The sequence below is a fragment of the Blastomonas ursincola genome, assembly GCF_013607875.1.
GTDB lineage: Bacteria > Pseudomonadota > Alphaproteobacteria > Sphingomonadales > Sphingomonadaceae > Blastomonas > Blastomonas ursincola.
The window spans coordinates 328,770-343,837 of sequence record NZ_VDES01000003.1; the positions used below are offsets into that span (position 1 = coordinate 328,770).

At 63.6% G+C, this 15,068-nt stretch carries 16 protein-coding genes; 15 read left to right on the forward strand and 1 reads right to left on the reverse strand.

The features are described from left to right. Positions 1–2: 2 nt before the first annotated feature. From nuoI to FG486_RS15490, 14 genes are all read left to right on the forward strand, one after another. Positions 3–482 (forward strand): NADH-quinone oxidoreductase subunit NuoI, encoded by a 480-nt coding sequence (gene nuoI, locus FG486_RS15425; protein ID WP_066275282.1) that lies wholly within the window; start codon positions 3–5, stop codon positions 480–482. 108 nt (positions 483–590) lie between these two features. Further along, complete coding sequence (locus tag FG486_RS15430) at positions 591–1,205, forward strand: NADH-quinone oxidoreductase subunit J (RefSeq protein ID WP_066275284.1); 615 nt, start codon at positions 591–593, stop codon at positions 1,203–1,205. After that, on the forward strand, positions 1,202–1,507 hold the full coding sequence (nuoK, locus tag FG486_RS15435; protein ID WP_017671024.1) for an NADH-quinone oxidoreductase subunit NuoK: 306 nt from the start codon (positions 1,202–1,204) through the stop codon (positions 1,505–1,507). Before FG486_RS15430 ends, nuoK begins: the two co-directional genes overlap by 4 nt. A gap of 5 nt (positions 1,508–1,512) precedes the next feature. Then, the gene (gene nuoL, locus FG486_RS15440; protein ID WP_181268195.1) at positions 1,513–3,510 is read left to right on the forward strand and encodes an NADH-quinone oxidoreductase subunit L; all 1,998 of its coding nucleotides are present in this window, start codon (positions 1,513–1,515) and stop codon (positions 3,508–3,510) included. A gap of 1 nt (position 3,511) precedes the next feature. Beyond that, positions 3,512–5,053: an NADH-quinone oxidoreductase subunit M gene (locus FG486_RS15445; protein ID WP_181268196.1), complete on the forward strand. Its 1,542-nt coding sequence runs from the start codon at positions 3,512–3,514 to the stop codon at positions 5,051–5,053. Further along, on the forward strand, positions 5,053–6,516 hold the full coding sequence (nuoN, locus tag FG486_RS15450; protein ID WP_181268197.1) for an NADH-quinone oxidoreductase subunit NuoN: 1,464 nt from the start codon (positions 5,053–5,055) through the stop codon (positions 6,514–6,516). Before FG486_RS15445 ends, nuoN begins: the two co-directional genes overlap by 1 nt. Continuing rightward, positions 6,513–7,223 (forward strand): biotin--[acetyl-CoA-carboxylase] ligase, encoded by a 711-nt coding sequence (locus FG486_RS15455; RefSeq protein WP_181268198.1) that lies wholly within the window; start codon positions 6,513–6,515, stop codon positions 7,221–7,223. Before nuoN ends, FG486_RS15455 begins: the two co-directional genes overlap by 4 nt. 31 nt (positions 7,224–7,254) lie before the next feature. Further along, positions 7,255–8,031, forward strand: coding sequence for a type III pantothenate kinase (locus FG486_RS15460; RefSeq protein WP_181268199.1), 777 nt, complete (start codon positions 7,255–7,257; stop codon positions 8,029–8,031). Between the two features lie 4 nt (positions 8,032–8,035). Then, positions 8,036–9,706: a ribonuclease J gene (locus FG486_RS15465; RefSeq protein WP_181268200.1), complete on the forward strand. Its 1,671-nt coding sequence runs from the start codon at positions 8,036–8,038 to the stop codon at positions 9,704–9,706. A 35-nt stretch (positions 9,707–9,741) separates the two neighbouring features. After that, the gene (locus FG486_RS15470) at positions 9,742–10,020 is read left to right on the forward strand and encodes a DUF1467 family protein (RefSeq protein WP_181268201.1); all 279 of its coding nucleotides are present in this window, start codon (positions 9,742–9,744) and stop codon (positions 10,018–10,020) included. Positions 10,021–10,189: 169 nt separating this feature from the next. After that, on the forward strand, positions 10,190–10,357 hold the full coding sequence (locus FG486_RS15475; protein WP_156447402.1) for a hypothetical protein: 168 nt from the start codon (positions 10,190–10,192) through the stop codon (positions 10,355–10,357). Between the two features lie 160 nt (positions 10,358–10,517). After that, complete coding sequence (locus FG486_RS15480; RefSeq protein ID WP_031317999.1) at positions 10,518–10,727, forward strand: cold-shock protein; 210 nt, start codon at positions 10,518–10,520, stop codon at positions 10,725–10,727. A 133-nt stretch (positions 10,728–10,860) separates the two neighbouring features. Further along, entirely contained in the window at positions 10,861–11,367 is a 507-nt protein-coding gene (locus FG486_RS15485) for a hemerythrin domain-containing protein (protein ID WP_181268202.1), read from the forward strand. A gap of 70 nt (positions 11,368–11,437) precedes the next feature. Further along, a complete protein-coding gene (locus FG486_RS15490; protein ID WP_066275315.1) occupies positions 11,438–12,562 on the forward strand; it encodes an ATP phosphoribosyltransferase regulatory subunit in 1,125 nt (374 codons plus the stop codon). Here FG486_RS15490 and FG486_RS15495 read toward each other — a convergent pair. Next, positions 12,559–13,578, reverse strand: a complete 1,020-nt coding sequence (locus tag FG486_RS15495; RefSeq protein WP_206678405.1) for an alpha/beta hydrolase — start codon at positions 13,576–13,578, stop codon at positions 12,559–12,561. The two genes, FG486_RS15490 and FG486_RS15495, sit on opposite strands and share 4 nt — an antisense overlap. A gap of 188 nt (positions 13,579–13,766) precedes the next feature. Here FG486_RS15495 and FG486_RS15500 point away from each other — a divergent pair, with 188 nt between their 5' ends. Beyond that, complete coding sequence (locus FG486_RS15500; RefSeq protein WP_066275431.1) at positions 13,767–15,056, forward strand: adenylosuccinate synthase; 1,290 nt, start codon at positions 13,767–13,769, stop codon at positions 15,054–15,056. The last annotated feature ends 12 nt before the right edge of the window (positions 15,057–15,068 follow it).

Sequence of the window (15,068 nt, forward strand, 5' to 3'; positions counted from 1 at the left end):
ACATGTTGCAGACGATCAAGGCGTTCACGCTCTATGAGTTCGTGAAGGCCCATGCGCTGACGCTGAAGTATTTCTTCAAGCCCAAGGCGACGATCAATTATCCGTTCGAGAAGAACCCGCTGAGCCCGCGTTTCCGCGGCGAGCATGCTCTGCGTCGCTATCCCAATGGCGAAGAGCGCTGCATCGCGTGCAAGCTGTGCGAGGCGGTGTGTCCGGCCCAGGCGATCACGATCGAGGCCGAACCGCGCGAGGACGGATCGCGGCGCACCACGCGCTACGATATCGACATGACGAAGTGCATCTATTGCGGTTTCTGCCAGGAAGCCTGCCCGGTCGACGCGATCGTCGAGGGGCCGAACTTCGAATATGCGACGGAAACCCGCGAGGAGCTGATCTACGACAAGGGCAAGCTGCTTGAGAATGGCGACAAATGGGAACGAGCCATTGCCGCCAACCTTGAAGCCGATGCCCCTTATCGTTAAGGCGCACTCGAATTCGATTCACGCATGGTTCCGTGTGTCCGCTGGGAGAGGCGGGCAGGGGCCTGAAACAAGACCAGCTCGATTGGGCGCATCGGGGGCTGTAAAGCTTTGATCCAGATTTTTGCCTTTTATCTGTTCGCATCGGTGGTGATTGCCAGCGGTGCGTTCACGATCCTCGCGCGTAACCCGGTGCACTCGGTGCTCTGGCTGATCCTTGCGTTCTTCAATGCCGCGGGCCTGATGGTCCTGATCGGCGCGGAATTCATCGCGATGCTGCTGGTCATTGTATATGTCGGCGCGGTCGCGGTGCTGTTCCTGTTCGTCGTGATGATGCTGGACATCGACTTTGCCGAGTTGCGTGGCGGTTTCATGAAGAACCTGCCGCTCGGCCTCGCGCTCGCCGCCGTATTCCTGGCCGAATTGGTGTTCGGCATCGGGGCTTACCGGGCGGGCAATATCGCGCTTGGCGAGCATTCGCTCAATCCTGCGCGCATGGGCGCCAGCAACATCCAGGCGGTCGGTGAACTGCTCTACACCCGCTACATCTTCCTGTTCGAAAGCGCGGGTGTCGTGCTGCTGGTCGCCATGGTCGGTGCGATCGTGCTGACGCACCGCAAGCGCGCCGGCGTCCGTCCGCAGAATATCGGCTCGCAGGTCCGTCGTCGTCCCGAAGACGCGACGCGCAATACCCAGCCTGCGGTTGGCCAGGGGGTCCAGCTATGATCGGCATCGAGCATTATCTGGTGGTCAGCTCCATCCTGTTCGTGATGGGCGTGCTGGGCATCTTCCTGAACCGCAAGAACGTGATCATCATCCTGATGGCGATCGAGCTCATCCTGCTCGCGGTGAACATCAACCTCGTCGCGTTCAGCGTCTTCCTGGGCGACATGGTGGGGCAGGTTTTCGCGATGTTCGTGCTGACCGTCGCCGCAGGCGAAGCGGCAGTGGGGCTGGCGATCCTCGTCATCTATTTCCGTGGCCGCGGCACGATCGCGGTTGACGATATCAACCAGATGAAGGGTTGAGGCACATGAGCATTACCCTCATCGTCTTCCTGCCGCTTCTGGCAGCGATCATCGCGGGCCTGGGCAACCGCATCATCGGCAACGTCCCGGCCAAGCTGGTGACGACCGCCGCGCTGTTTGTGGCCTGCGGCCTGTCCTGGCCGATCTTCCTCGGCTTCCTGTCCGGGTCGAGCACCGAATATGTGGTGCCGGTTCTGTCGTGGCTGCGTTCGGGCGACCTGCAGTTTGACTGGGCGCTGCGCGTCGACACGCTGACCGCGGTGATGCTGGTCGTCGTGACCTCGGTCTCGGCGCTCGTCCACCTCTATAGCTGGGGCTATATGGACGAGGATCCGGATCAGCCGCGCTTCTTCGCCTATCTCTCGCTGTTCACCTTCGCGATGCTGATGCTGGTGACCGCCGACAATCTCGTCCAGATGTTCTTCGGTTGGGAAGGCGTGGGCCTCGCTTCGTACCTGCTGATCGGCTTCTGGTTCCGCAAGCCAAGCGCCAATGCGGCCGCGATCAAGGCGTTCGTCGTCAACCGCGTCGGCGACCTCGGCTTCATGATGGGCATTTTCGGCACCTTCCTGGTGTTCGGCACCGTTTCGATCCCCGCGATCCTCGAAGCCGCACCCGGCATGCAAGGCGCGACCATCGGCTTCCTTGGTGGCCGTTTCGACCTGATGACCGTCCTGTGCCTGCTGCTGTTCATCGGCGCGATGGGCAAGTCGGCGCAGCTTGGCCTGCACACCTGGCTGCCCGACGCGATGGAAGGCCCGACCCCGGTTTCGGCGCTGATCCATGCCGCTACGATGGTTACCGCAGGCGTGTTCATGGTCTGCCGCCTGTCGCCGATGTTCGAAACCAGCCCGACCGCGCTCACCGTCGTCACCGTCGTGGGTGCGTGCACCGCGCTGTTCGCGGCGACCGTCGGCCTGGTGCAGACCGATATCAAGCGCGTCATCGCTTATTCGACCTGTTCGCAGCTGGGCTACATGTTCTTCGCGGCGGGCGTCGGCGCCTATGGCGCGGCAATGTTCCACCTGTTCACGCACGCCTTCTTCAAGGCGCTGCTGTTCCTTGGCGCAGGCTCGGTGATCCATGCGATGCACCACGAGCAGGACATGCGCTATTATGGCGGCCTGCGTAAGCATATCCCGCTAACCTTCTGGGCGATGATTGCAGGCACGCTGGCGATCACCGGCGTCGGTATCGTGGGCGTCGCAGGCTTTGCCGGTTTTTATTCGAAGGACGGCATCATCGAGGCTGCGTTCGCAAGCGGGACCCAGGTCGGCCAGTTCGCCTTCACTATCGGGGTGTTCGCGGCGCTGCTGACCAGCTTCTACAGCTGGCGCCTGATCTTCCTGACCTTCTTCGGAACGCCGCGCTGGATCCAGTCCGAGCATATCCAGCACAGTGTCCACAAGACCCCGGCCCAGGCCGGCGCGGACACCACGGGCGGCTATCATCCGCATGAAAGCCCGCTGCCGATGCTGATCCCGCTGGGCGTGCTGACCGTGGGCGCCGTAGCCGCAGGTTTCGTCTTCCACCATGCGTTCATCGATGCCGAGCACGGCGCAGCGTTCTGGAACGGCAGCCTGTTCTTCAACGCGCACCTGATGCACGAGATGCACGAGGTTCCGCTCTGGGTGAAGCTCGCCTCGACCGTTGCGATGCTGATCGGCCTGGTTACCGCGATCCTGATGTATCTGGTGAACAACAGCCTTCCGGCGAAGCTCGCCAGTGCGCTGTCGCCGCTCTACCGGTTCTTCCTCAACAAGTGGTATTTCGACGAATTGTACAACCACATCTTCGTCAAGCCGAGCTTCGCGCTGGGCCGCTTCTTCTGGAAGGTCGGCGACGAGGGCACGATCAACCGCTTCGGTCCCGATGGGGCGGCGGTGCTGGTCTCGTCGGGCAGCCGCGTGGCGATGAAGCTGCAATCGGGTTTTCTCTACAGTTATGCGCTGGTGATGCTGATGGGCCTTGTGGCCGCGCTGACCTGGCTGATGGTGCGCTGACATGAACGAACTGGGCTTTCCTATCCTGTCGCTGATGCTCGCCGTGCCGATGGCGGCGGCTGTTGCGTGCCTGTTCGTCAGCGCCAATGCCGCGCGCTGGATCGCGCTGCTCGCAACGCTGGTTGATCTGGCGCTGGGCATTGTACTGTGGATGAATTTCGATATCGGCGGCGCGCAGTGGCAGTTCGTCGAGAAAGCGGCTTTGTTCGACCGCTTCAGCTGGGCGCTGGGCATCGACGGCATCGCCCTCATGCTCATCATGCTCTCGGTCTTCCTGATGCCCATCTGCATCGGTGCGAGTTGGGAAGCGATCGAGACGCGCGTCGGCGAATACATGGCCGCGTTCCTGCTGATGGAAGTGCTGATGATCGGCGTCTTCGCCGCGCAGGACATCTTCCTGTTCTACATCTTCTTCGAGGCCGGCCTGATTCCGATGTACCTGATCATCGGCATCTGGGGCGGTGCGAACCGCATATACGCCAGCTACAAGTTCTTCCTCTACACCCTGCTCGGATCGGTGCTGATGCTGATCGCGATGTTCTGGATGGTGAACGAGGCGGGTACGTCGGACATCCCGACGCTGATGGCCTATGACTTCCCGGTTGAGGCGCAGGCCTGGCTCTGGCTCGCCTTCTTCGCCAGCTTTGCGGTCAAGATGCCCATGTGGCCGGTGCACACCTGGTTGCCCGATGCGCACGTGCAGGCGCCGACCGCCGGTTCGGTGATCCTTGCCGGCGTACTGCTCAAGATGGGCGGCTATGGCTTCATCCGCTTCTCGCTGCCGATGTTCCCGGAAGCCTCGGTCGATTACATGTGGCTTGTGCTCGCGCTGTCGATGGTCGCGGTCGTCTATACCTCGCTGATTGCGCTGGTGCAGAGCGACATGAAGAAGCTCATCGCCTATTCGTCGGTCGCGCATATGGCGATCGTCACCGTCGGCCTGTTCGCGTTCAACCGTCAGGGGCTTGAAGGCGCGCTGGTGGTGATGCTCAGCCATGGTCTGGTTTCGGGCGCGCTGTTCCTGTGCGTCGGCGTGATCTACGACCGTCTGCACACCCGCGAGATCGACCGGTACGGCGGCCTTTCGATCAACATGCCGCGTTATGCGCTGTTGTTCCTGCTGTTCACCATGGCCTCGATCGGCCTGCCGGGCACCAGCGGTTTCGTCGGCGAATTCCTCTCGCTGGTCGGCGTCTACGAGGTGTCGAGCTGGGCGGCCATCGTCTGCACCACCGGCATCATCCTGGGCGCGGCTTACATGCTCTATCTCTACCGCCGCGTAGCCTATGGCGTGATCAAGTCCGATGACGTCGCCGCCATGCCCGATCTCAACAAGCGCGAGATTGCGCTGCTCCTCCCCATCGCGCTCGTCGTGCTGTGGATGGGCGTATATCCCGAAAGTTTCATGGCGCCGATGCGCAAGGATGTGGGCGCGCTCGAAGCGCGGCTCGCCTCGGTCAAGCCTGCGGGTGACGCGCAGGTGAAGATGGGCAAGGCGCCTGCGCTGATGCCCGCCGCCCATGCTGAAGAAGGCCATCACTGATGAATTACGAACTCTGGTTCCAGCTGGCCTCGCCGGAAATCGTCCTCAGCCTTTCCAGTCTCGTCCTGCTGCTGATCGCGGCCTGGGGCGGCGTGCAGTCGTCGCGTCTGGTCAGTGTGCTGACCGTCGTCGCGCTGTTCGGCGCGCTGGCGCTGTCGTTCAACTTCCTGCTGAACCCGTCGTTTGCTGAAGGCGCCGACGCATTTTACGGCCAGTATCGCATGGACCGCTTCGCCTCGCTGTCGAAGATCCTGGTGTTCCTCTCCGCGATCGGCTGCATCATCGTCGCGCCCAAGTTCTTCGCGCGCGGCAATCTGATGCGCCCTGAATATCCGGTCCTCATCCTGTTCGCGTCGATCGGCATGGGGCTGATGGTCTCGGCGGTCGATCTGCTGACGCTCTATGTCGGCCTCGAGATGCAGAGCCTTGCCGCCTATGTGCTGGCGAGCTTCCTGCGCAGCGACGATCGCTCGGCTGAGGCGGGGCTCAAGTATTTCGTGCTTGGCGCACTGGCGAGCGGCATCCTGCTGTTCGGCATGTCGCTGCTCTACGGCTTTACCGGCACCACCAGCTTCATCGGCATCCAGACCGCCTTTGCCGATGGCGTATCGACCGGCGCGCTGTTCGGGATCGTCTTCGTGCTCTCGGGCTTGGCGTTCAAGATCAGCGCGGTGCCGTTCCACATGTGGACCCCCGACGTCTATGAAGGCGCGCCGACCCCGGTGACCACCTTCTTCGCCACCGCACCCAAGGTCGCCGCGATGGCGCTGACCATGCGCGTCGCGATCGAGGCATTCGGCGGCCAGCAGGCGGTGTGGCAGCAGATCGTGATCTTCGTCGCGCTCGCCTCGATCATCCTTGGCGGTGTCGCGGCGATCGGGCAGACCAACATCAAGCGCCTGCTCGCCTATTCGTCGATCAACAATGTCGGCTTCATCCTGATCGGCCTTGCCACCGGCACGCCCGAGGGCGCGTCGGCGATGATGACCTATCTCATCATCTATGTCGCGATGACGCTGGGCAGCTTCATCTGCGTGCTCGATCTGAACGATCGCGAAGGCCGCCCGGTGGAAGAGATTGCCAAGCTGGCTGGTCTGTCGAAGACGCGTCCGGGCCTGGCGGCTGCGCTCGCCGTGTTCATGTTCAGCCTTGCAGGCATTCCGCCGCTGTTCGGCTTCTGGGGCAAGTTCGTGGTGTTCGATGCTGCGGTAGCCGCCGGCCTGATCCCGCTCGCCGCTATCGGTATCGCCGCTTCGGTGATCGGCGCGTTCTATTATCTCAAGGTCGTCAAGGTCATGTATTTTGACGAACCCGCCGACGTCATCGCGCCGAGCGATTCCACCGCGCGCATGGCGCTGGTAACGCTGACCGCGCTCTTCGTCTCGCCGCTCGGCTATTTCGCCACGCTCGCGCTCAGCCCGGTCACGGCTGGTGCTGCCAAGGCACTGTTCTGGGCAGCGTGATCGAAACGGTCGCGCTGACCGGCTCCACCAATGCCGATATGATGGTGCGCGCCGATACGGGCGCGCCCGAAGGCCTTTGGCTGCGTGCCGAGCAACAGGACGGGGGCAGGGGACGGTTGGGCCGGCAATGGCTGAGCCCGATCGGCAACCTGTACTGCAGCACGCTCGTGCGGCTTCGCCTCGACGATCCGCCGGCGCATCTGCTCGCCTTCGTCACCGCGCTCGCGGTGCACGATACCGTGCTCCAGATCCTGCCCGATTGTGGTGCACGACTAAAATGGCCCAATGACGTGCATGTCGATGGCGCAAAGCTCGCGGGCATCCTGCTCGAACGGCGCGGCGATGCGGTCGTGGTCGGGATCGGCATGAATGTCGCGCTTGCCCCGGATGTGCCCGGACGCAAGGTCACCTGTCTGCGCGATCTTGGAGCCCTGGCGCAGATCGATGCGGCGGCAGTCATCGAGCTGCTCGCCGATCGGTTCGCCACCAGGCTCGCGCAATGGCGTTCGGTGTCGTCTGCAACGCTGCTTGATGTCTGGTGCGCCGCCGCGCATAAGCCCGGCGAGGCGATGGCGGTCCAGCGCGGACCTGGCGACCGCCTGGAAGGGGTTTTCGATGGCCTGGCTGCCGATGGCGCATTGCGACTGCGCCTGGCCGACGGTCGATCGGAGACGATCAGCGCCGGAGATGTCGATCTTGTCGGTTGATACCGTGGGTTTCTAACGAGGGGTGTGCGAAATGCTGCTTGCGATTGATGTCGGCAACACCAATGCCGTGTTCGCCCTGTTCAACGGCCTTACGATCAAGGCGCGCTGGCGGATTTCGACCGATCCTCGGCGGACAGCGGACGAATATGCGGTCTGGCTCAACCAGCTGCTCGCGATCGAGGGCTTTGTCCGTCAGGACATTGCCAATGTCATCATCTCGACGGTAGTGCCGCGCGCGCTGCACAATCTGCAGATGCTCTCGCGCAAGTATTTCGATGTCGAGCCGCTGGTCGCCGGGGTGGAGCCGGCGGACTGGCGCATCCAGATCGATGTGGACGAACCGCGCTCGCTGGGGGCGGACAGGGCGGTCAACACCATCGCCGCGCACGCATTGCACCCCGGTGATCTGATCGTCATCGACTTTGGCACCGCAACCACCTATGACGTCGTGGATTATACCGGCGCGTACAAGGGCGGCATCATCGCGCCAGGCATCAACCTGTCGCTCGACGCCCTGGTCAGCGCAGCGGCCAAGCTGCCGCGCATCGCCATCGAGATACCGGATACCGACGGATCGGTGATCGGACGCAATACCGAAGACCAGATGCAGATCGGCGTTTTCTGGGGCTATGTCGCGATGATGGAAGGGCTGGTGGCCCGGATGCGCGCGGAAATCGGCCGACCCGCCAAGGTGATCGCCACCGGCGGGCTGGCAGTGCTGTTCGATCGGCACACGACGATATTTGATGCGGTCGAGCCGGACCTGACGCTTCAGGGTCTGGCGATGATCGCTGAAAGGGCTTTTTGACTAGATGACACCCGGTAAAGAATTGTTGTTCCTGGCCCTTGGCGGGTCGGGCGAGATCGGCATGAACGCCAATCTCTATGGCTGTGATGGCAAATGGGTCATGGTCGATCTGGGCATGACGTTCAGCGATCCCGCCTATCCGGGTGTCGAACTGGTGTTTCCCGATCTTGAGTTCATCGAGGAGCGCGCCGAGGACCTGCTCGGCATCGTGCTGACGCATGGGCATGAGGACCATATCGGTGCGCTGCCCTATCTGGCGGCGGACCTGGGCGTGCCGCTTTTCGCCACGCCGTTCACCGCCGATCTGATCCGCCGCAAGCTGGAAGAGCAGGGACTGGTCAACGACGTCACGCTCAATGTCGTCGAGAATGACGGCAGCCTGCAGCTTGGCCCCTTCGGTTTCCGCTATCTGCCGCTTGCGCACTCGATCGCCGAAGGCAATGCGCTGCTGATCGACACGCCTTATGGCCGCGTCTTCCATACCGGCGACTGGAAGCTTGACGACGAGCCGCTGATCGGCGTGCCCTCGACGCCGGAGGCGCTGACGAAGCTGGGCGACGAAGGCGTGCTCGCACTCGTCTGCGATTCGACCAATGTGTTCAATCCCGAAAGCTCGGGCTCCGAAGGCGAGGTGCGCGATGCGCTGATCGCTGCGGTCAAGCCGCTCAAGGGCCGGGCGCTGATTACAACCTTCGCCTCGAACGTCGCGCGGCTGCACACGCTGGGCGAGGTTGCGCGTGCGACCAACCGTCAGCTGTGCGTCGCCGGGCGCTCGCTCGACAGGATCATCGCCGTCGCCAAGGCGAACGGCTATCTGCTCGACCTGCCCGAACTGGTCGATTTCGACACCGCCATGGGCCTGCCGCGGCGCGAGATACTGATCGTCGCAACCGGCGGGCAGGGCGAGCCGCGTGCCGCGTTGGCGCGCGTTGCCGAGGGCAATCATCAGATCAAGCTGGAAGAGGGGGACACCGTGCTCTTCTCGTCCAAGGTCATCCCGGGCAACGAGATCGCGATCGGCCGCATCCAGAACCGGCTGGCGGCGGACGGCATCCAGATGATCACCGACCGCCAGGCCGATATTCACGTGTCCGGCCATCCGGGACGCCCCGAACTGGCAGAGATGTACCGCTGGATCCGTCCGAAGGTGCTGGTGCCGGTGCATGGCGAAATGCGCCACATGGCCGAACAGGCGCGGCTTGGGCTCGAGCTCGGCATTCCGCATGCCGTCGTCCAGAAGAATGGCGATCTGGTGCGACTGGCACCGGGCGAGCCGGGCGTGATCGGGCACGAGCGCGCCGGGAGGCTGGTGCTCGACGGCGATGTCATCCTGCCCGCCGATGGGCTGACCATGGGCGAGCGGCGCAAGCTGGCGCTGAACGGGCAGGTTAGTGTCGCGGTTGCGCTCAACAGCAAGGGCCGCCTGGTCGGTGACCCGGTGCTGCGTCCGTTGGGTCTGCCGGTCGAGGATGATCTCGACGTGTTCATTGCCGAGGCGGTGGAGGACGTGCGCGAAGCGATTGAAAAGCCGTCGCCCAAGGGCAAAGGCAAGGGGCGGGGACCGCAGACCAGCGATGACGTGCAGGAGGCGATCCGTCTGGCCGTGCGCCGCGCGGCGACCCGCTGGACGGGCAAGAAGCCCGTGGTCACGGTCTTGATGATCGAGGCGGGCTGACCCATTTTGAGCGCGGTGATCAGGGGCATTTCGACATGAGTTGGACGAGCATTCTTGCCATCTATCTGTTGTTCTGGGTCATCACGGCCTTTGTGGTAATGCCTTTCGGCGTGCGCACCGCAGACGAGATGGGTGTTGAGAAAGTGCGCGGCCAGGCGGACAGTGCGCCGGCCAATTTCAAGCCGCTCAAGGTCATGGCGATCACCACCGTGATCTCCGCAGCCGCCTTCGGGCTGTTCTATGCCAATTACATGAATGGCTGGATCAGGCCCGACGATGTCAATATTTTTGGCAAGCCGCCCGGGGCAGAATAAGCGCTTCGTCGCACAATTTACAGTTTCTGCAATTGGTGCGCGACTTTTGCAGGTTTTGCTGCTAAATCATGCCCATCGCGCGATCCTGATCCCAAGCCTACGCGCGACTGAGAGACCTGCGGCATCGCTGCTCCACGCTCTTGCTTGTACAGCAAATTGAGCGACAGCCTTGCCCGACATCAATCAGCTCTTCCAGAATCTCCACATCGCGCAGCTGCGCGCGCTTTACGCCCCTACCGGCGGCGAGCGCGAGACGCAGCGCGGGCATGTGCGGCATCATCGTGCGCAATTGCACGTCCACGCTTACCCTCAGCCCGGCAGCTTCCTGCCCTGCTGACGCCATCGGAGCGTGTCCTTCATGGGCGCGCTCTTCTTCCCTCGCAATGGCCGGAGCCGGGCGTTGCAGGGGTCGCAATCGAACTTCCGGCTCCAACCGCGCGGCAAGGATTGTCCACAACATTCGTGGCCTGCTGCGTTCTACTCTTAAGGAAATGACTATGCCTATTGGCACCGTAAAGTTTTTCAACGCCGACAAGGGCTATGGCTTCATCCAGCCCGATGACGGCGGTAACGACGCGTTCGTGCACATCAGCGCGGTCGAAGCGTCGGGCATGCACACGCTCGATCGCGACCAGCGCGTGAACTTCGAGCTGGAACAGGACCGTCGTGGCAAGATGGCGGCTGTCCGCCTGTCCTCGGCAGCCTGATCGTCTGCGTGCAGCCTGCGGGGCGGCTCTGCCGCTCCGCAGGCCCACTGGACTCTGCGGATACCATCCGCAAACGTTTACACTGACTTAATGTGTCGGTGCTATGGTGGCTCATCCGGAAGGGGCTGCCTGCATGCTCGACAAATTTTTGCAAGATCACGCCGTATTGCGGCAGATGGGCGAAAGTCTGATCGCCCTGCTCGACCTTCCTGAAATGCCCGACCCGCAGGAACTTGCGGAGAGACGCTGGCGGCTCAGCAGCCATGTCATGCAGCATCTCGCGCTCGAAGACCGCTATCTCTATGCCAAGCTTCTCAGCGATCCGCGGCCCGATGTCCGTGCGAAGGGCGAGTGCTTTCAACAGGATTTGTCCTCGCTGTTCGGCGACTATGTCGAACAGGGCAAATACTGGACGCAGGAGCGTATTGCCGCCGACTGGCATGGGTACCGGCACAAGGCCAAGCAACGCGTCCTGATCATGTTCGCTCGCGTCGACCGCGAAGAGACCGAACTGTTCCCGTTGATCGAGGACGCGACGATCGATGCCAGCACGAAGGTGCCGCACAGCACCAACTGGGCGCGCGATGCGTTTGCCATCAAGGATGCGATGGTCAACACGGCGGGCATCAACGCCGCCTGATCCTGGCTGTCTGATCCCAACCGCCGCTGCACGGTTTTCCCCGCGCCGCTTATCGTCTAAGCGCAGCCGCATGTCTGAAGCGAATCCCGATATCCTTCCCGCAGGTCTCGCCGATCTGCTCCCCCCGCGCGCCGAACAGGCTGCCTGGCTGACCCGCAACGCGATGCAGGTTTTCGCCGCGCACGGCTATGACCGGGTGTCGCCGCCGCTGGTGGAATATGAGCGCTCGCTCGCCACGCGGATGCAGGGCACGGGGCGTCAGCATCTTTTCCGCATGGTCGATCCCTCCTCGATGCGCACGCTCGCCATCCGCTCGGACATTACCGTGCAGGTGGGGCGCGTCGCGACGACGCTGATGGCGTCGGCACCGCGTCCGCTGCGGCTGAGCTATGCAGGACAGGTGCTGCGGATCGCGTCCGACCAGCTCGCGCCCGAACGCGAGCGGTTGCAGATTGGCGCGGAGCTGATCGGGCATGACAATATCGCCGCCGCGCAGGAGGTGGTGCGGATCGCGATCGAGGCGCTGGTCCAGGCGGGTGCCACCGGCATCACCGTCGACCTGACCTTGCCCGATCTGGTCGATACACTTGCCAGCAGTGCGTTTCCCTTGCCGCCGGGCATGATCGGAGCGGTCCGGCGCGAGCTCGACATGAAGGATGCCGGCGGCCTGACCGCGCTGGGCGCGGACGCCTATCTGCCGCTGCTCTACGCGATGGGGCCGTTCGAGGCCGCGATCGACGCACTGGCGGCGATCGATGCCGGCGGCGCGCTGGCCAGCCGCATTCGCGCGCTGCGCGAGATCGTGGCCGCCTTGCCCGACACGGTGACCGTCACGCTCGACCCGACCGAGCGCCACGGCTTCGAATATCAGAGCTGGTTCGGCTTTTCGCTCTATGCCGACGGTTGCCCCGGCGCGCTGGGTCGCGGCGGCACCTATGCCATCCCGAACGGCAAGGGCGGCGAGGAGGTCGCGACCGGCTTCTCGCTCTATCCCGACGCGCTGCTCGATCTGGGCGGTGCGGGCGAAGCCGCAGGCGCAGGCAAGCTGTTCCTGCCGCTTGGTCATGATCGCGGCACGGCGGCGCGTCTGCGCGCGATCGGCTGGCGGACGGTTGCCGCGATCACGGCCGAGGACGATGCCGCTGCGCTGGGCTGCACGCACCGCCTGATGGGTCAGGACACCGTCGCGATCTAGAGGGATTTCAGGAACGCCTCGACCGAACGGGTCTGGGGATTGTCCGGTACGCCGAGTTCGCGGTTGATCGTCATGTGCGATTCCCCGTCCACACCCTCGAGCTGTACCTTCGCGCCGGCCTGTTGCAGCGCTCGGCCGAGCGCATTGGATTGGGCGGTGGCGTCGGCCCGCCTCGAAACGTAGAGGATCAGCCAGCGCGGTGCATTCGGGGCGGCGGCGTGGAGCGTCGGCGACAGTCTGGCCTGCCGTGCCGGTTCGGTGCCGAAGGCAGGCTCATAGGTCCGCTTGGTCATGAAGCTGCCCTGGCGCATCTGTTCGGCGACGTCATAGGCGGCCCCGTCGAGCAGGATGATGCCGGCCAGGTCAGTCATGTTCGATCCCAGCCATTGCGGATCGGTGCCGACCAGCGCGGAAAGGTGCGCTCCGGCGCTATGGCCCATCAGGACGATCCGGCTGGCGTCGATGCCCAGCGTCGCGGCGTCGCGCTTCAACCGGGCAACCGCAGCGGCCACATCGGCCGCCTGCTGCTCGACCGGCGCTTCGGGCAGCAGGCGATAACCGACCGAGGCGAAGGCCCAGCCTTGCGCGTTGAAGAAATCGGGCTTCTGCTGGACCATGTCCTTGCTGCCCTTGCTCCACCCGCCGCCATGGACGAAGACGGCGATGGGATAGCCCCGGGCGGGGCGCGCGGATTCGGGCAGGTACAGGTCCAGCTTCTGCGCTCCGTTGCTGCCATAGGCGATGGTACGGGCGCGGGCGGTCGTTTCGGTGCTGGTGTCGCTCTGCTGCATGCGCCTCGCCATCGCCTGCATCATCTCGCCCTTGCACGGCTGCGACAGCTGGTCCTTCTTCTCGCGCAGGCACTCGCGCATCTCGCCGCGGTTGAAACCGCACAGCTGGACCACTTCGCGTCGGCATTCGCGCGACAGCATCCGTCCTCCTTCGCGCGCCTGTTGCGCCAGCACCGGCGCGATCAGCAGACCCGCGCCCAGAATGACAAGTCCTTTCTTCAGCATGTGTCGTCCTCCAACCCTTGCTGACGGGCAATTTGCCGCGCCCGGTTCGTCCAGGTCCATCCTCGAAGTGCATCAAATTGTATCGCGGATGGGCGCAACGGACTGGACGCCAGCGCCTGGCGTCACTAGGACATCCCCGCTTTGCGCGTGGCGGCCCCATGCGCTCCACCATCAAAAAGGGTTGGTTTGTGGCCAATGTAACCGTGATCGGCGCCCAATGGGGCGATGAAGGCAAGGGCAAGATCGTCGACTGGCTCGCAGAGCGGGCCGATGCGGTGATCCGCTTCCAGGGCGGCCATAATGCCGGGCATACGCTGGTGATCGGTGAAAAGGTGTTCAAGCTGTCGCTGCTGCCTTCGGGGATCGTGCGCGGCACGTTCAGCGTGATCGGCAATGGCGTCGTGCTCGATCCCTGGGCGCTGCGCGACGAGGTCGAGAAGCTGCGCGGTCAGGGTGTCGAGATCACCCCGGACAACCTAGCGATTGCCGACAACTGCCCGCTGATCCTACCATTCCACCGCGATCTCGATGCGCTGCGCGAGGATGCCAGCGGCCAGGGCAAGATCGGCACGACGCGTCGCGGTATCGGACCCGCCTATGAGGATAAGGTCGGCAGGCGGGCCATTCGCGTGTGCGATCTGGCGCATCTCGACGCGCTCGATCCGCAGCTCGATCGTCTGTGCGCGCACCATGACGCGCTGCGCGCCGGGTTTGGCGAACCGCCGATCGACCGTGCCAAGCTGATCGCCGAACTGGCCGAGATCGCGCCGTTTGTGCTCGAGTTCGCGCAACCGGTATGGAAGCGCCTGGGCGAGATCCGACGCGCCGGCGCGCGGATGCTGTTCGAAGGCGCACAGGGCGTCTTGCTCGATGTCGATCACGGCACCTATCCCTTTGTCACCTCGTCGAACACGATCACGGGTTCGGCCTCGGGCGGCAGCGGGCTTGGACCGCAGGCAAGCGGCTTCGTGCTCGGAATCGTCAAGGCCTATACCACCCGCGTCGGATCGGGTCCGTTCCCGACCGAACTCGAGGACGAAACCGGCCAGCGGCTTGGCGAGCGCGGCCATGAATTCGGCACCGTCACAGGGCGCAAGCGCCGCTGTGGCTGGTTCGATGCGACGCTGGTGCGGCAGAGCTGTGCCGTCGCCGGCGTGACCGGCATCGCGCTCACCAAGCTCGACGTGCTCGATGGATTTCCCAAGCTCAAGATTTGCACTGGCTACCGGCTCAACGGCAAGGTGCTCGACTATTTCCCGGCGCACGCAGGCGACCAGGCGGCGGTCCAGCCCATTTATGAGGAAATGGAAGGCTGGCATGAATCGACCGCCGGCGCGCGCAGCTGGGTTGACCTGCCCGCTCAGGCCATCAAGTATATCAAGCGTGTCGAGGAACTGATCCAGTGTCCTGTGGCGCTGGTATCGACCTCGCCCGAGCGCGAAGATACCATATTGGTCCGCGATCCCTTCGCGGATTGAGGCATTCCAGGG